Below are 17934 nucleotides of genomic sequence, written 5' to 3' on the forward strand. Positions count from 1 at the left end.
CAACGAGAAATACTTATCTAAAAGATCATTTTATTTATCTGATCTGTTCATTCGAAATTAAAGATAAAAAGAGATACGGCTACAGGAGTCAAACAGCTTAAAAATTTGTATCCGGAAAATTATACCTACCTTGCTATCATTAATTCTACTTAATGGAGATCAGCGATCGGAAACAGAAGCACGAGGCGGGGCAGTTGCAGAAAACACCTACAGGAATTCTCGGATTAGATGAAATAACTTTAGGTGGATTACCTAAAGGCCGTCCCACCCTTATTTGCGGAAGTGCCGGTTGCGGAAAAACATTATTTTCCCTGGAGTTTATTGTACGAGGAGCAGAGGAGTTTGACGAACCCGGAGTATTTATAGCCTTTGAAGAAAAGGCTGAAGAATTGGCTACCAATGTAGCGTCCCTCGGGTTCGACCTGCACAAGCTGCAACAGGAGAAGAAGATCAAGATCGATCATATTCATGTGGACAAAACAGAGATTGAAGAAACAGGTGAATACGATCTTGAAGGACTTTTTATACGTTTAGGTTATGCAATAGATAGTATTGGTGCCAAGCGTGTTGTCCTGGATACTATTGAAAACCTTTTTGCAGGTTTGGAAAATCAGGCAATCTTGAGAGCCGAACTACGGCGGCTATTTCAATTCCTCAAAAATAAGGGTGTTACGGCTATAATTACAGGTGAACGGGGAGAAAGCAGCCTCACAAGGCAGGGTTTGGAAGAGTATGTCTCTGACTGTGTGATCCTACTTGACCATCGCATTATCAATCAAATTTCTACGCGGCGGTTAAGAGTAGTAAAATATCGTGGTTCAGTGCATGGTACTAATGAATATCCTTTCTTAATTGATGATGAAGGGATATCTGTATTGCCGGTAACTTCCCTTCAGCTTGATAAACCTGTTTCTTTAGAACAACTGTCCTCGGGTATTCCCTCTTTGGACGGAATGCTAAGTCTTGGAGGATATTACAAGGGCAGTAGTATTTTGGTGTCTGGCACAGCTGGTACAGGTAAAACAAGTATCGCAGCAACTTTTATAAACAGTGCCTGCATCCGGCAAGAGCGTTGCTTATTTTTTGCCTTTGAAGAGTCTCCACAGCAGATCATACGGAATATGAGATCCATAGGAATGGACCTCCAGGCTCACCTTGACAAAGGATATCTCAAATTTCATGCATCCAGACCAACCCTTTATGGATTGGAGATGCACCTTGTGGCGATCCATAAAGCTATTCGCAAATTCAAACCTGCGGTCGTAGTGCTTGATCCAATTACCAACCTGATCACAGTGGGTAATATGAGCGAGGTTAAATCTATGCTGGTGAGACTGATTGACTTTCTTCAGGAGGAACAGATCACTGTAATGTTTACAGCTCTAACGATGAATACAGTGCTAAACGAACAAACTGACGAAGGGATATCTTCGCTGGTTGATGCCTGGTTGCAGATTAAGGATATTGAAATAAATGGTGAGAGAAACCGTGGAATGTATATTATGAAATCCCGGGGAATGCAACACTCAAACCAGGTGAGGGAATTTGTAATAACCGAAGACGGACTTGATCTGATTGATGTTTATTTAGGACCTGAGGGAATACTTACAGGTTCAGCACGTGAGGCTCAAATGCTGCTGGAAGAAACCGGGCATGTATTACATAGCCATGCTATTACCCGTAAGGACCGGGAACTTCTTAGAAAGAGAAAAATACTGGAAGCAAAGATTGAAAGCCTGAATTCAGAATTTGAATCAACAGAGGAAGAGCTAAATAAAATATATATAGAGGAAGAAATTAAGAAAAACGTTCTTAATGAGACTCGTCAAAAGATGACGGATATTCGTTCGGGTAAGACTGGCCCGGATGATCAAACTGACAAGTCGCAAAACAAAGATAAATAGTGGATCAAGAGTATTACGAACTAAGATTATACGTTGCGGGGAAAACCCAAAAGTCTATTACGGCTTTGAATAACTTGCAAAAGTACTGCGAGGAGCATTTGCTGGGCAAGTACACATTAGAAGTGATTGACCTTCTTGAAAATCCACAGCTTGCAGAAGGAGACCAGATCCTGGCCATCCCCACCCTGGTTAAAAAAGTTCCAGAACCTGTACGCAAAATTATAGGAGATCTTTCTAATAAAGAAAAGGTGCTTGTAGGCCTCGATATTCGTACCAGAGGTTAAAGCTGCCACCATACGTGAAGGAAATGAACTCAAGTAGCGAAAACGCGAGCAGTAGCCCGGTTCTTGAATTAAGACTTTACATTGCAGGTTCTTCATTGATTTCCATGAGAGCCATTACGAATTTGCAAGAAATATTGGAGAGTTATTTAAAAGGCCAGTATGAACTTGAAATTGTAGACATTCATCAACAACCGGAACTCGCGCAACAAGATAATATAAGTGCCCTACCCGTACTTGTTAAAACGTCACCAGTTCCGAAACGTTTACTGGTTGGTGATATGTCTGACAAAGGGAAGGTTTTACGGGGACTAGGAATAGTGGTTTCATGATAGGGAATGAATTAATGAATAAGGAGGATTTAAAGGCGGAATTGAACGCCCTAAAATTATCTTTGAAGGAAAAAACAGAAGAACTCGAAGAGACCCGCTATCGGCTCGAAGAGGCGAACGATACAATAGAGGCTATTCGTAGCGGCGAAGTCGATGCATTGGTTATAAGGGCTGCAGACGGTCACCAGTTGTATACCTTAAAAAGCTCAGATCAAACTTACCGCATCTTCATCGAACAGATGACTACATCTGCCGTAACTTTGAATGGCGAAGGCAACATCTTATACTGCAACTCGCGTTTCGCTGAACTGCTAAAATTGCCGCTTGAAAAAGTGATAGGCAAATCCTTCGGCACCTTCGTTCCCGATACCTACAGAAGCCATTGCTCTGATTTGATACATGCAGGATGGGAATCAGAGGTAAAAAGCGAATTGAAACTTAGAACAGGTGATGATGAAGTCCCAGTGTTACTTTCCCTTCAAGCCTTAAATCTGGATGAGGGCCCCTCTATGAGTGTGATCATCACTGATCTTACTGAACAAAAACAGTATCAGCAGCTCTTAGAGGAAAAAAATAAAGCTTTAGAACAGGCGCGGCAAGTCGCTTATGAACTGAACAGTAATCTGGAGAACCTTGTCAACGAAAGAACGAGGGAGTTATACAATAATCAGGAACGGCTTAGCCGTATCCTTGAAACGATGGCAGAAGGAGTAGGCATCATTGACCTCTCCGGTAAGCTAACGTATGCAAACCCGATGGCTCAGCAAATATTGGGGCTAAGTCAAAGTGCGATTCAAGAGCGCACCTATCACGATCCCAAGTGGGAAAACCTTCAAATTGATGGGTCTCCCCTCCCTCACGAAATGCATCCTATGTCTATTACCCTGCGCACAGGTAAGCCAGTACACGATTTTGAAATTGCCGTTCAGCCTCCGGGCCGGGAACGCTTCTACATCTCCATTAATGCGGCCCCCCTGCGAGATGAAAACGGAAATATCACCGGAGGTGTGGGAACGTTCATGGACGTAACCAACCGCAGGAAGGCAATTCAGCAGAAGGATGAATTCATTAGCGTTGCTAGTCACGAACTAAAGACGCCGTTAACAAGTCTGAAGGCAAGTCTGCAATTGCTAAGCAGGATGAAGGAAAAACCTGACCCAGTTATACTTCCTAAATTAATTGATCAGTCCAATAAAAGTTTAATGAAGGTTAGCCTATTAGTAGACGAACTACTAAACGCTACCAAACTCACAGAAGGTCACCTGCAATTACAGGCCACTCAGATTACTTTAAAAGCATTGATTAATGACTGTTGCCCTCATATACGTCACGAAGGTTCCTTTGAATTAATAGAGGAAGGAGATCTTGATCTGGAAGTAAATGCAGATATAAATAAACTAGAACAGGTTCTGGTGAATCTTGTCAACAATGCCGTAAAATACGCACCAGAATCTAAACAAATCCGGATCCGGGTAGCCAGGGAAGGTTCCTTTGCAAAAATTATGATCATTGATAGAGGCCGTGGGGTTCCGCCAGAGAAACTCCCTCATTTATTCGATCGCTACTATCGGGTTGATACAGGTGGACACCAGTACTCCGGTCTTGGATTAGGCCTTTACATCTCCAATGAAATAGTAAAGAGGCATGGCGGTACGATGGGAGTTGAAAGTGAATTGGAAAAAGGAAGCACTTTTTGGTTCACACTTCCTTTAAATTCCGCAAAATAACTTCAGGAGATGCAACTGACGCATCAGCTTCTTAAGGAAATTTTTTCTATAAATTTCATGACGGACTTTTTAAAGCAAAGCATCTTGTACTCGCAACCTGAAACCGAACTTACTTCCCGCTCCAAGCTCGCTCTCTACAAAAATTTCTCCCTTTTGTGCCTCTATGAAGTCCTTCGAAATTGCCAGACCCAATCCGGTGCCTGATTTCCCGGAACCATCAGTAGGTACCTGAAAATACCGGTCGAACAGCTTCTTCTGATATTGCAGCTCAATCCCCTTGCCGAAATCCCGGACAGTGAACTCAACAAAATCTCCCGCAGGCATCACCTGAACCACCACCCTCGATTTTTCAGCACTGTACCTTAGTGCATTTGAAAGGAAATTAATAAGCACCCAGGCCGACTTCTCTATATCCGCATTCACCAAGGGATTTTTTTGCCTGCTGATCACTTCCAGCCTTATGCCTTTTTGTTCTGCCTGAAATTTAACTGCTTCAATAGCATATTGTACAATTTCATTCGGGTTAGCAGGAGCTAATTTCAATTGAATATTTCCCGATTCTGCCTGCGAAAGATCGAGCAGCTCGCCTGTGATCTTCAACAAACGGTTGCTATCTTCCTCTACATTCTTCACCAATTCCATCTGATCTTCATTAAGCTGCCCCACATGACCCGCTGCGAGAATATCAAGGCTCATTAAAATGGAGCTGATAGGTGTTTTAAGTTCGTGGGAAACAGTAGCAATAAAATGAGTTTTGGCTTGGTCCAGTTCCTTAAATTGAGTGATATTGCGCAAAATAAAAACACTTCCCGCTGAGCGACCAGTGGTTACTATTCCTTTATCCTCCATATTGTCCAGATAAGGTACGCTGATATCTATGGTGTCTAACTGAAAGAACGACTCTTTTCCATTTGCAAAGATCTTGAGCGTTTTATCACTTTTCTTGTTCTTTAAGACGTAATTAAACAGGTCGTTCGTGCCAGAAACTTCGGCCGCATTTTTAGACGAAATCTCATCTGATTTCAAATTAAGCAATTGCTCAGCCACAGCATTAATAAAAAGTATATTATCCTTCTCATCCAAACCAATAATGGCATCCTGCATCTTTTCGATGATCGCCTCTATCCGCATTTTCTCTGACCTAATTGTCGCGAGGTTACTATTTTCCCATTGACTTAGCTTACTCGCCATATCATTGAAGGCAGAGCCCAGTTCTGCAAACTCATCGTTCGAATCAAACCTCAGCCGCTGTCCATAATTCTTATTACTGATCTCGCGGATACCCACCATTAGTTGCCTTAACGGATTAGCCACATATCCAGGAAAATTCACCGAGAAGGAAAACAGTACCAAAAAAGTGAATGCCCCAACAAACTGCAAAAGCATTACTGTTTCCTCAATAGATGACTTAGCTACATCGTTTTTTCTTACTATAGCAGCCATATTGATGTCGTCAATCCCCTGCAAATTCGCCCTTATCTGACGCTCCAGATCCCCTTTGTTCGTTGAGGTAGTTTTAAAGCGTTCAAATAATTGCCTTACCAAAACTACCCGTTCCCGCTCCCCTTTTTCTGTGACATTATTCTCTTCAGATTGCAAGGCCTCCTCAAATAGCAAGGCGTCTCCCGCACTGAGCTTATCGCTTTTATCCAGCAAGCCTCGCATGCTCCGTGAATAATTCAAGCTTTCATAATTATCTTCAAGGATAACCTCGGCACTCTCAGAAATTCTTTTAATATGATACAGGCACATGCCGCCAAAGAAGAGCACTACCGCAAAAAGAACTCCGAAGCCAACATTCAATTTAGTCCGGATTTTCATAATACTGATTTACATAGGTGAGAACCTGGATGTTTCCAGACTGCAAGGCATGTAAAAGAATGACATTTTTTCATATGTGTGAACAAAGGTTGAGCAACTTTAAGAAAGGATAACCAAATCTATTTCTACTGCTGAAATCTTTTGTAATAATTGCCTGAATACATTTGTTTTCAAAATCAGCTGGAAGAAGTTGCAATGTGGCTTACCTAAACAAATCGTCGTTATTTCTTTTTCCTGCGCAATTTCCATAATAGTTTGGGTAATATGATCACTTTTTACTTTAATTACTTCGGCACCTAATTGGGTAGCCAGCCTAAAATTGTTGATCAGATGCCGCTGTTTGTCCAGCTTGATCTTATCCAACTCTTCTGTACTGCTTTGTACATACAACACAATCCAGGGCGAACGATAGTACGAAGCTAACCGGGCTGTTTTCCTTATCACCACTGTAGCAGTTTCAGCATTTGAGGATATACAAGCCAGGAAACGTTCAGAACGTAGCTTGATCTGTTTTGGAACCTCCATATCAATCTTCCTTTCCAGGTGATGTGCAACTTCCCGCAAGGCAAGCTCCCGTAACTGCAGTATCTTCTCGCCTCTGAAAAAGTTCTGCAAAGCCAGGTCAATCTTGCTCTTATCGTAGATCTTACCCTCCCGTAACCGCTGTATCAACTCGTCGGCTGTCAGGTCGATATTTACAATTTCATCAGCCATTTCCAGTATCCTATCCGGGATCCTTTCGCGGATTTGGACGCCGGAAATCTGCTCCGCTTCTTCATTCAGACTTTCCAAATGCTGAATGTTTACCGCCGATATCACGCTGATACCAGCATCAAGAATATCAACCACGTCCTGCCACCGCTTTGTATTTTTGCTTCCTTCAATATTGGAATGCGCCAGCTCGTCAACAATCACAACCTCCGGATGAACACTTAGCAGAGCTTGCAGATCCATCTCTTCCACTTCCTTTCCTCGATAAAAGGAGCGGTAACGGGGAATGATCTGCAAGCCTTCAAGCAAGGCATGGGTTTCTTTCCGGTTGTGTGTTTCAATATAGCCTATCTTTACATTAATACCATTTGCCAACAAGGCATGTGCTTCCTGAAGCATACGGTAAGTCTTCCCTACACCTGCACTCATCCCGATGTAGACTTTCAGCTTTCCCCGTCTGGACCTTTTAACCAGCTCCAAAAAATTTTTAACTGAACCTTGTTTATCTTCGCTCATCTATCTACTTCCTCTACATTTAAAAAGAAACCGCGATGCTGGTAGTCATGCTTACGTTATTCCTGCTTAACACTGCATCACGAGCGAAGATCCCCTCTTTACTCCGGTAAAACTTACCCTCCAGCCGGAGAATTGCACGGTTAACTGGAACATAATCAATGTTCAGGGAATATCCTGATGTTTTAAAGGGGACAGCATTAATGGTTTGTATAAATACATTTGATTTGTCACGGTAATATTCATATCGTCCTGCCATAAATAGTTTAGGATGAAGTTGACCCCGGACAATAACTACGGGTGAGATCACCTCGGCATACGATTTACTGTTCTTTTCCTTTTGCTGAAATCCAAGATCAAATCCGGCAGTTAAACCAACTTTAGGATGCACTTGCCACACCCCATAAATGTTATTGTAAAACCTCGTCACACCAATACTGTCCACTCCTTCCTGACCAAGGTAATTGCTGTAATTTAAAGCAATACGATCGTTGGCCTTAACTGTAACTTGAACACCAACCGCAGGCCTGCTATTACCTTCCGCTCTTAATATTCGTTGCCAGCCATTAAGATATAAGACACTAATAGACAACTGATTATTATCAGTAACATAAGTAAGCTTTGCACCAGCCTCGTAGTAAGGGGTATTTTCAGAACTTATATTACGGGTTAAGGCCCAGCAATCTTTAGAAACTGCACTTTCAAAGCCTATATGAGAGGCAAATGTTCCTGCTTCCAGCCAGAGGTTTGACTGGTTTAACAGTTTTATACCAGCATTTGCCTCAAAAATACTCCTAAGAACGCCCGGCTCTGCAGCCAAGTTCGCGTTAGCATAAGTTCCCGTCATAAGCGCAAGGTTTGCTCGCACCCTGACATCCTCATAAGCAGCTTTGATGAAACCCAGATTAAGATTAACCTCGTTGTGACGGTTATGAGAGTATACAAAGCCCGGTTTGTTATTATCTGCCGGCTGGTTAAAATCATAAGAATAATAGCTTTCTACATAACCGGATACTTTAAATGGATTTTCTTCCTGCGCATATGCAAAAATGCTGAGCAATGCAAATGCTGAGGTAATGATATATTTCATGTTCCGTTTCCTGATTTTAAAGCTAATTTTCATGGGATATGCTAATTTGATCAAGAGCAATATTCAGCTGAAGGACATTGACCTTCCTGGGACCTAAAAAGCCTAGAAGCGGAGTTTCAGTGTTTTCAATTACCAGCTCCTGGATCTGGCTCTGTGAAAATCCCCGCAGCTCTGCTACACGTCTTACCTGCAGGTCTGCTGCTTCAACAGAAATATTAGGATCAAGGCCACTTCCAGAAGCTGTAACCAGGTCGGCAGGAATATCTTTTCGTTCGGCATAAGGATGATATTTGAGCAGCGTATCCAACCTTGATTTCACCTCCTTTAAATAATCAGGATTAGAGGGACCCCTATTTGATCCTGCAGAGCCAGCTGCATTATAAGATATAGCTGAAGGTCGTCCCCAGAAATAACGCGGGTCTGAGAAACTTTGGCCGACAGCGTTGTATCCAACAACTTTACCATTTAAAAAAGACTGCTCGCCCTTGCCGGCCCCTTTTGAAAATTTAGCAACAAAGGCAACAGATACAGGATAAATAACACATAATAGTACAAGGAGTACTAATGTGAGGCGTATGGATTGAAAAATATACGATTTCATGTGAGATATGAGTTATGAGATGTGATGGCTCGTGGCTGATAGCTGATAATTATAAGATGTGTTTAGAAGAAAATACCAACTAATAAATCAATAAATTTGATCCCTATAAACGGTGCTATAACACCTCCTAAACCATATATAAGCAGGTTTCGTCTAAGCAAAGCACTTGCACCTATAGGCTTGTACGCAACCCCTTTCAGTGCAAGCGGGATCAGTATTGGGATGATGATGGCGTTAAAGATCACGGCTGAAAGGATTGCACTTTCGGGACTATGAAGCCGCATAATATTTAATCCCTGTAATGCAGGAATGGAAGCGATAAAAAGAGCCGGAACAATAGCAAAGTACTTCGCAACGTCATTTGCTATAGAAAAAGTAGTGAGTGTTCCTCTCGTGATCAGCAGCTGTTTACCTATCTCCACGATCTCGATCAGCTTCGTCGGATCATTGTCCAGGTCGACCATATTTCCTGCTTCTTTTGCAGCCTGAGTGCCACTGTTCATCGCAACACCAACATCTGCCTGGGCAAGTGCAGGTGCATCATTGGTGCCGTCACCCATCATTGCAACCAGTTTTCCGTTCGACTGCTCCTGCCGGATGTAATTCATCTTGTCTTCAGGCTTAGCCTCAGCGATAAAATCATCTACTCCTGCTTTTTCGGCAATGTATTTTGCGGTCAAAGGATTATCTCCCGTTACCATTACCGTTTTTACGCCCATCTTGCGTAGTCGTTCAAACCGCTCGCTAATGCCCGGCTTAATGATGTCCTGTAGTTCGATTACTCCTAATACTTTCCCATTTTCTGCCACTACCAGCGGCGTTCCTCCGTTCGATGAGATAGCACGCACACGCTCTTCAGTATCCGCTGGAAAATTATGTCCTGCCTTAACGGCAATAATCTTTATTGAATCAAATGCTCCCTTACGTAATTGCGTGCCGTCTTTCAGGTTCACCCCGCTCGAACGGGTTTCCGCAGTAAAGTTCACGAACTCTGCAATTGTGACATTGGTGATTATTCCGGAAGCAATAGATGGGATTTCAGTTTTTGCCAGGTCAACAATGGATTTTCCCTCGGGCGTTTCATCGGATATAGAGGCAAGGAGACTACAACGGATGAAATGATCTTTCGCTATTCCCTCTGCCGGATAGAAATTGGTTGCCTTCCGGTTCCCGATAGTAATAGTACCGGTTTTGTCTAGTAAGAGAGTGTCCACGTCACCTGCTGTTTCTACTGCTTTTCCAGATTTTGTGATCACATTTGCACGCAAAGCCCTGTCCATGCCTGCGATACCAATAGCAGACAGTAGGCCTCCGATGGTAGTAGGGATAAGACAAACAAAGAGAGAGATCAGCGCAGCGATCGTGATCGGAGTATTGGCGTAATCCGCAAAGGGTTTCAGCGTTACGCATACAATGATAAAGATAATGGTAAAGCTGGCTAAAAGGATGGTCAAAGCAATTTCATTTGGGGTCTTCTGCCTGCTTGCTCCTTCAACCAAAGCAATCATTTTATCCAGAAAGCTTTCTCCCGCTTGCGTAGTTACGCGTACTTTTATCTGGTCTGAAAGAACCTTGGTTCCGCCTGTTACAGATGATTTATCACCACCCGACTCCCTGATCACCGGAGCTGATTCCCCTGTAATGGCCGATTCATCAATAGTAGCAATACCTTCAATGATCTCGCCGTCGGTTGGTATGATGTCTCCAGCTTCACATACAAAAACATCGTCTTTCTTTAAAGAATTAGAGGAACAAGTCTCGATCATTCCGCTTGCCGAGATTACCTTAGCCGGCGTTTCCTCACGTGTTTTGCGAAGACTGTCTGCCTGAGCTTTTCCCCTTGCTTCGGCTATAGCTTCCGCAAAATTTGCAAAAAGCAAGGTAACTAACAGGATAAGGAAGATGATAAGATTATAGCTAAATGAGCCCTGATCCTTATGGTTGATGGAATAAGCCGAAACAAAAGCCATGATTAAAGTACCGATCTCTACGGTGAACATCACCGGGTTCTTTATCATCACGCGGGGATCAAGCTTTATGAAGGATTGTTTCAGCGCTGCAGTAACAAGTACAGGCTCGAATAATTTATTAGATTGAGTTCTCATATTATTTAATCAGGGTAAAGTATTCTGCAATAGGACCAAGTGCTAAGGCAGGGAAATAAGAAAGGGCATTTAAGACCAGAATAACGGCAAGGGTCATTATGCTGAAAGTGATCGTATCAACCTTGAGCGTGCCGGCCGATTCGGGAATATATTTCTTCTGACCTAGTAAGCCAGCAATAGCAACGGGACCAATGATTGGCAGAAAGCGACCTAAGAAAAGGATCACTCCTGTTACAACATTCCAAAATATGTTGTTATCGCCTAATCCTTCAAAGCCCGATCCGTTATTCGCATTAGCTGAAGTAACCTCATAGAGCATCTCCGAAAAACCATGAAATCCGGGATTGTTGAGCCAGTTAGCCGGTTTAACTGCCCAGTCTGCGTCAGGGTAGGAAACAAAAACAAAGCTCGCCAGAGCAGTTCCTGCCATAATAAGGAAGGGACTTAGTAATGTAACCAACGCAGCGATCTTCATCTCCCTCGCTTCTACCTTATGGCCAAGGAATTCAGGCGTCCTCCCTACCATTAAGCCGGAGATGAAAACGGCGATGATGAGGTAAATAAAATAATTTAAGATACCAACGCCGCAGCCCCCAAAGAACGCGTTGATCATCATACCCAGTAATTGCCATAGTCCGGTTAAAGGCATAGTACTATCATGCATACCATTTACAGAGCCTGTAGAAACAATTGTAGTGATAGTGCTCCAGTAAGCTGTTGCCACCGCGCCAAAACGCACTTCCTTTCCTTCCATGGCTCCATGGTCCTGATCAACACCCAATGCCGCTATAGCGGGATTACCAGCAGTTTCACTTACGATCGAAGGAATAAGTAGCATTAACATTCCCAGTGTCATTACAGCATATATAGTATAGGCAAGTTTTTTCTTCCTAATGAAGTAACCAAAAGCGATGATCATGGCCATCGGAATGATCATTTGGGAAATAGCTTCCACCATATTGGTTAGGTAATTGGGATTCTCTAGAGGATGAGTTGAATTAGCCCCGAAAAAACCTCCCCCATTGGTTCCAAGGTGTTTTACGGCCACAAACTGCGCTGCCGGTCCCCGCGAAACATCTACCGTATCACCTTCAATAGAAACAATCCGATCTTTACTTTCATAACTTGCCGGCGTACCATTAAAAGCAAGGATTAAAGCGACGGTAAGCGATAAAGGAAGTAATAGGCGGGTAATAGATTTCAGAAAGAATTCCCAGAAGTTTCCTAGCTGCGTTGTGCTCTTTTCTCTGAAGGCTTTGAAAAGTACCAAAGCAGAGGCAATTCCCGTTGCAGCACTTGTAAACTGCAGGAACATCAAGACAAAATGCTGCGTTAGATAGCTTACTCCCGTCTCGCCCGAATAGTGCTGCAAATTACAGTTCACCACAAAGCTGATAATGGTATTAAAAGAAAGGTCGGGTGTCATACCAGGATTTCCATCCGGATTAAGCGGGAGTTTATCCTGATAAAGCAATATGAAGAAACCATAAATAAGCCATACAGAATTAATGGTAAGCAAAGCTTTCAAATGCTGCTTCCAGTTCATCTGTTGTTTAGGGTTGATGCCCGACAATTTATAAATGACAGATTCAAGAGGACACAGAAAATCTGTCCATACTTTTTCACCGGCAAAGACTTTTGCCAGGTACCTTCCCAGAGGAAAGGCAATGATCACCGTAAGGAGGTAAGTAGCTATTATTCCGTTAATCTCAGTGTTCATAGCAATTAGAATTTTTCGGGTTTAAGCAGTACATAGATCATATAAATAAGTACCGCGATTGAAATGATGAATAGTGCGATCATAAGTTTCAGATTCTTTCTAGCCAGTCAATTGATTTAAAACATATCCTGCAGAGTAGCAGAATGGAGAGTAATAGGATTACTGTTAACATATCAAAAGTTATTTTTGATATGTCCTTAGCTATAGGCATGCCCCTGACAGGAAACTACCTACAAGAAGCTGAATAACAGACGAATAATTTATTCTAAAGATTTAGGGCAATAAAAAACCCTCCCAAAATGGGAAGGTTTTTTATTGAAATGATATGGTAAGTAATAATATCAGGCTTTAAAGGGCCATTCCGTACTCCTCCAATTTGCGATAAAGGGTAGACAAACCAATACCCAGTAGCCGGGAAGCTTCCGTTTTGTTTCCATGAGTGTAATTCAGCACCTTGCGGATATGCTGTTTCTCCATTACCTGCATATTCATACTATCCCCTTCCGTAATTTCCTGATGAAACTCGTATGGTAGCAGGGAGGCATTCAGAACAGGGTTGTCGGCAAGGATCACCACCCGCTCAATCACGTTTCGCAGTTCTCTGATATTCCCCTTCCAGGAATGTCGCTTAAGGGCTTCAATAAAATCCTGAGCCAATTCCAGCTGAGGTTTATTCATTTTTAAGCAAAACTCTTTAAGGTAATGATTTGCCAGTAGTTCAATATCTCCTTTCCTACCAGATAGCGAAGGCAGGGAAATAGAAAACACAGAAAGCCTGTAGTAAAGATCCAATCTGAACTTACCCTGGTGCGACTCCAGTTCGAGGTTACGGTTGGTGGCTGCAATTAATCGCACATCCACTTTAGAGGTTTGCGTATCGCCTAATTTTATAAAGGTCTGGGTTTCCAGTACGCGAAGCAATTTTGCCTGGAGGTCGAGGTTCATCTCCCCTATTTCATCCAGGAACAAAGTCCCGCCCGATGCTTCTTCCAGTAAACCCTTTTTGTCTTTAGAAGCGCCAGTAAAGGCTCCGGATTTATAGCCAAACAATTCGCTTTCCAGCAGTTCAGAACTAAAACCACTGCAATTCAACGCCACGAAGCGGTTCATTTTACGGGGACTTTCATGATGGATCGCTTGTGCGAACACTTCTTTTCCTGTACCCGTTTCACCCAACAGCAGCACGGTTGTATCTGTATCTGCTACCTTTTTCGCAAGTACGATCGTATCTTTTATCTGGGGTGAATTGCCAATAATACTATCAAAGCTGTACTTCTTGTGAACTTCTTTTTCAAGGTCGAATACCCTTTTCTGTAGTTTAGACTTCTCTATGGCCTTATGTAGTAAGGGGATAATTTTTTTGTTATCATCGCCTTTGGTGATATAATCGAAGGCTCCATTCTTCATTGCCGTAACACTGTCTGGGATAGTTCCATAGGCCGTAAGACTGATGACTTCCGTGTAAGGCCATTTTTCCTTGATTTGTTTCACCAGATCTACACCATTAATATCGGGGAGCTTCACATCACTGATCACCACGTTCACTTCCTCCTGGCCAAGGATCTTTAAACCTTCTTTTGCAGTAAAAGCCTGGAAAACGGTATAACCTTCGTAGCGAATGATCCTCGAAAGCAGGTCATTCAATTTTTTCTCGTCATCGATCACGAGGACTATATTTTCTTGCTTCATCACCAAGACTGCTAATTCCTGGCCAAAATTGAAGAATAATCTCTTATCATCATACAAATGCTGAAAGAATTGTGCTAGCCAATTATAATCACAACCCGTCTGTAAGAGTTGCAGAGCAAAATTTTTTAAACGTACGCACCATAAGCGAAAAAAGAAATATTACATAGCACTGGAAACGCTCCTTTAGGCGGGATTGTGGACAGACCTTAAAATATGAGAAATACTCTATTCAGAATCAAGTAGTAGTTATTAAGTCCTTCCATTTGGATCATCCTTACTCATTTCCGGATTATAATGAAGTCCCGGAGTAAGCCAGTACAACAGAGCAACCCTTGAGTAACGGTAATTGAAGGGAGATAAAATAAATACTGCAGGAAATATTGTTGCGAAATAAAGCCACATGTTCTCCAGGTTACCAGTAATTACGTACGTTGCAACAGCAATTGAAATCATCTCGGCTACGTTCATTGCATAACTTACGAACATCGAAACATAGAAGTATCCGGGCTCCCGCTCAAACCTCAGGTCACAATGAGGGCAGCTTATATGCATCTTCTGTAGCTTCAACCCGTACATTGGTCCGGCAAACATATCTCCTCTTCTGCACCTTGGGCACTTGGCCTGTACTGCAGCAGCAAACACACCAGGCACTTTATATTCCACTTTGTTCATATCGTTAAGTTCATTCTTGTTAATCTCTAATGTTCTCATGTTCCAATTTTTATAATCCAATTTCAACTCGTAATCTTTGCTTTACAAAGCTCACTTCAAAGTTTTCTTTCTGAATTCCTCTGGCGTCACTCCCACGTACTTTTTGAAGAACTTGGTAAAATAGGAGTTGTCGTTGAAGTTCAACTGCGTCGAAATTTCAGTTATAGAAAGTTCGAGGTTCACGAGCAGACGTTTTGCTTCCAAAATCACCCTGTTTCGAATCACCTCACCTGCCGCCATTCCCAAAAGATCATTACACAGCGCATTAAGATGATTAGGTGTGATGTAAAGGAGCTCTGCATATTCCTTCGGTAACCTTATCAAAGTATAGTTTCGTTCAATCAACTGCTGGAAGTTTCTAAGTAAGGTGTAGTTGTATGATGATACATACTCTTCTGATTTCTCCACCAGCAGATCTGAAAGCATGATGAAAAGCTTCAGCAAAAGGACTTTTATATAATCATCGCTAAAGCGCTTATTTTGGGTTCCTGTTATAAGTAATTCCTCAAATATTCCTTTTATCGCACTTTGACAATCTTCGGGCACCTGCAATACTGAATCTTTTACAACCCCATTGAAGAAGCTGAACCTCTGCAGGTACTCCGTTAGTAATAGAAAAGACTGGAAATAAGTACTCGAAAAATTTACCACATAACCGTCTACCGGTCCGGCAAAACTCCAGCTATGGACCTGTCCGGGTATCATGAAATAGATCTGCCATGGTCTCACTTCAAAGCTTTCAAAATCTATAGAGTGGGCCCCTGCTCCCTCCGTAAATAGTACTACATGGTAAAAGCTGTGACGATGAGGATAATGTAAATGCTGGTGCGTCTTTGAATAAGGACCAAATTTGCTGACCATGATATCTTCCTTACGAAAACCTGCGAGGCTGCTTATATCGTAAATAGGAATCTCATTTCTCATACAGCAAAGGTACTTGGAAATGGAGGAAAGCTATGGTATGTTTTACCGGACTAATGGTATTTTTCAAAGATTACAAAGAAAATCCATCTTTTTTGGCTTGCCGCATGACGAGCTTTCCCTCATTGGGTAAACAATTCATTGTAATGGATGTTACAATTACATCAAGCTAACTAGTTAGGGCCAGGTCCAAAATCACTTTTACTTATTATTGAATAGTCCCAGGTAAATTGAAACACGGAAAAGCAATAGACATACAGGGAACCAATTTCGAAGTTCTATTTTACAGCAATCCTTTGCCCATGATAATTTACAGATCGGCCGGATTACAAATAATAGAAGCTAATTCTGCAGCCTTAAACTTCTATGGATACTCCCTGGAGGAAATGAAAAAACAAACCGTTTCCAGTATCCGAATTGAACAGGAGCATGACAAGTTCAAGGATTTATTACCGAAGATCCATAACCAGGAAAATATCCAGGTAGAAACTATTCATAGAACAAAAAATGGGGATATTAGAAATGTTCAGGTAGTGTCTTTTCCAATCGGATATTTAGGAAACGAAGCAAGACTAGCCCAGATACACGATATATCAGACAAAGTCAGACAAGCAAAAAATTTAGAGCTTATACTTGCTACCAACCAATTTGTAGCTGAAAACCTCGATCTACAGGTTATATTGCAAAGAGTTACAGATGTAACAACAGAGTTGTCAGGAGCTGAGTTTGGAGCCTTTTTCTATAACACCGTTAATGAACAGGGAGAAGCAATGATGCTTTACACCCTTTCAGGTGCCGACAAAAGCTTCTTTGAAAACCTGGGGATGCCAAAACATACATCAATTTTTCATCCCTCCATGGTTGAGGCAAAAATACTTCGCATAGAAGATGTTACTCAAGACCCAAGATATGGAAAGTCCGCTCCACATTATGGGATGCCTAAAGGTCATTTGCCAGTAGCTAGTTATATGTCGGTACCTATTGTTTCGCAATCAGCGGAAATACACGGATGTTTACTGTTTGGGCATAAAAGAAAAGGAGTATTCAGCAAAGAAAGCGAAGATCTGGTATCAGGGGTGGCCTCCCAAGCTGCCATCGCCTTAGATCATGCTAAATTATTTGAGGAAGTTACTGGGCTGAACACCAAGAAAGACGTATTTTTTAATGTTGCCAGTCACGAACTAAAAACTCCTATAACCAGTATTCAGGCATCATTACAACTAATTGAGCGTCTTTATAAGGCCAACCCTCAATCTGCAACTATTGAAAAGCTAATTTCGAAGTCCATTGGAAGCGTAAGTAAACTATCGAACCTGATCAGAGACTTGTTGGATGTTTCCAGGATCGAAAAAGGCCAACTAGCCATTAAGAAATCAGTTTTTAAGTTTTCCGATGTTATCGATAATTGTTGTCATCATATCAATAATATAGGTCAGCAAGCCTTAAGAATTGAAGGGGACCTTGAACTTGAGGTCTACGGCGATGCTGTAAGGATTGAACAGGTCTTGGTTAATTTTGTAACCAATGCTGTTAAATACGCCCCCGAATCAGACGAAATTATTGTAAAAATAGAACGAATCGAAGATAAGGCCAAAGTTTCTGTTTCTGATAAAGGGAAAGGTATCCCAAAAGAAAGAATTGCCAAAATATTCGATCGTTATTACAGAGCAGATCCGGGAAGCCACGAATCTGGGATGGGACTGGGTCTATTTATATCCTCAGAAATTGTAAAACAGCATGATGGCGAAATAGGCGTAGAGAGCAAGATCGGACAAGGAACAACGTTCTGGTTTACGATCCCTATATAA

Annotated in this window: 15 protein-coding genes; 5 read left to right on the plus strand and 10 right to left on the minus strand. The window is 42.1% G+C overall.

All coding sequences use genetic code 11. The features are described 5' to 3' along the window. Positions 1 to 152: 152 nt before the first annotated feature. The 4 genes from kaiC to J4N25_RS03050 are packed head-to-tail and all read left to right on the plus strand — an operon-like array spanning position 153 to position 4244. Positions 153 to 1904, plus strand: coding sequence for a circadian clock protein KaiC (gene kaiC / locus J4N25_RS03035; RefSeq protein WP_207420663.1), 1752 nt, complete (start codon positions 153 to 155; stop codon positions 1902 to 1904). After that, a complete protein-coding gene (gene kaiB, locus J4N25_RS03040) occupies positions 1904 to 2188 on the plus strand; it encodes a circadian clock protein KaiB (protein ID WP_207420664.1) in 285 nt (94 codons plus the stop codon). The genes kaiC and kaiB overlap by 1 nt, the downstream gene beginning before the upstream one ends. A gap of 23 nt (positions 2189 to 2211) precedes the next feature. Continuing rightward, positions 2212 to 2517 (plus strand): circadian clock KaiB family protein, encoded by a 306-nt coding sequence (locus J4N25_RS03045; RefSeq protein WP_207420665.1) that lies wholly within the window; start codon positions 2212 to 2214, stop codon positions 2515 to 2517. A 14-nt stretch (positions 2518 to 2531) separates the two neighbouring features. Continuing rightward, a complete protein-coding gene (locus J4N25_RS03050) occupies positions 2532 to 4244 on the plus strand; it encodes an ATP-binding protein (RefSeq protein ID WP_207420666.1) in 1713 nt (570 codons plus the stop codon). Positions 4245 to 4313: 69 nt separating this feature from the next. Here J4N25_RS03050 and J4N25_RS03055 read toward each other — a convergent pair whose 3' ends face one another. From J4N25_RS03055 to J4N25_RS03100, 10 genes are all read right to left on the minus strand, one after another. Further along, the gene (locus tag J4N25_RS03055) at positions 4314 to 6065 is read right to left on the minus strand and encodes a HAMP domain-containing sensor histidine kinase (protein WP_207420667.1); all 1752 of its coding nucleotides are present in this window, start codon (positions 6063 to 6065) and stop codon (positions 4314 to 4316) included. 99 nt (positions 6066 to 6164) lie between these two features. Then, positions 6165 to 7292, minus strand: a complete 1128-nt coding sequence (locus J4N25_RS03060) for a sensor protein KdpD (RefSeq protein WP_207420668.1) — start codon at positions 7290 to 7292, stop codon at positions 6165 to 6167. Between the two features lie 19 nt (positions 7293 to 7311). Continuing rightward, positions 7312 to 8379: a porin gene (locus J4N25_RS03065; RefSeq protein WP_207420669.1), complete on the minus strand. Its 1068-nt coding sequence runs from the start codon at positions 8377 to 8379 to the stop codon at positions 7312 to 7314. Between the two features lie 22 nt (positions 8380 to 8401). Beyond that, the gene (gene kdpC, locus J4N25_RS03070) at positions 8402 to 8980 is read right to left on the minus strand and encodes a potassium-transporting ATPase subunit KdpC (RefSeq protein WP_207420670.1); all 579 of its coding nucleotides are present in this window, start codon (positions 8978 to 8980) and stop codon (positions 8402 to 8404) included. Between the two features lie 62 nt (positions 8981 to 9042). After that, positions 9043 to 11085 (minus strand): potassium-transporting ATPase subunit KdpB, encoded by a 2043-nt coding sequence (gene kdpB / locus J4N25_RS03075; protein WP_207420671.1) that lies wholly within the window; start codon positions 11083 to 11085, stop codon positions 9043 to 9045. Between the two features lies 1 nt (position 11086). Next, entirely contained in the window at positions 11087 to 12805 is a 1719-nt protein-coding gene (gene kdpA / locus J4N25_RS03080; RefSeq protein ID WP_207420672.1) for a potassium-transporting ATPase subunit KdpA, read from the minus strand. A gap of 5 nt (positions 12806 to 12810) precedes the next feature. Next, positions 12811 to 12888 carry a potassium-transporting ATPase subunit F gene (locus J4N25_RS27075; protein ID WP_207421610.1) on the minus strand — a complete coding sequence of 26 codons (78 nt, stop codon included), beginning with the start codon at positions 12886 to 12888 and terminating at the stop codon, positions 12811 to 12813. A gap of 265 nt (positions 12889 to 13153) precedes the next feature. Further along, positions 13154 to 14494 (minus strand): sigma-54-dependent transcriptional regulator, encoded by a 1341-nt coding sequence (locus tag J4N25_RS03090; RefSeq protein WP_207420673.1) that lies wholly within the window; start codon positions 14492 to 14494, stop codon positions 13154 to 13156. Positions 14495 to 14743: 249 nt separating this feature from the next. Further along, the gene (locus tag J4N25_RS03095) at positions 14744 to 15205 is read right to left on the minus strand and encodes a DUF983 domain-containing protein (RefSeq protein WP_439648741.1); all 462 of its coding nucleotides are present in this window, start codon (positions 15203 to 15205) and stop codon (positions 14744 to 14746) included. A 51-nt stretch (positions 15206 to 15256) separates the two neighbouring features. Continuing rightward, positions 15257 to 16129 (minus strand): helix-turn-helix domain-containing protein, encoded by an 873-nt coding sequence (locus tag J4N25_RS03100; RefSeq protein ID WP_207420674.1) that lies wholly within the window; start codon positions 16127 to 16129, stop codon positions 15257 to 15259. A gap of 227 nt (positions 16130 to 16356) precedes the next feature. Here J4N25_RS03100 and J4N25_RS03105 point away from each other — a divergent pair, with 227 nt between their 5' ends. Further along, a complete protein-coding gene (locus tag J4N25_RS03105; protein ID WP_207420675.1) occupies positions 16357 to 17934 on the plus strand; it encodes a sensor histidine kinase in 1578 nt (525 codons plus the stop codon).

This window comes from Desertivirga brevis (assembly GCF_017355835.1).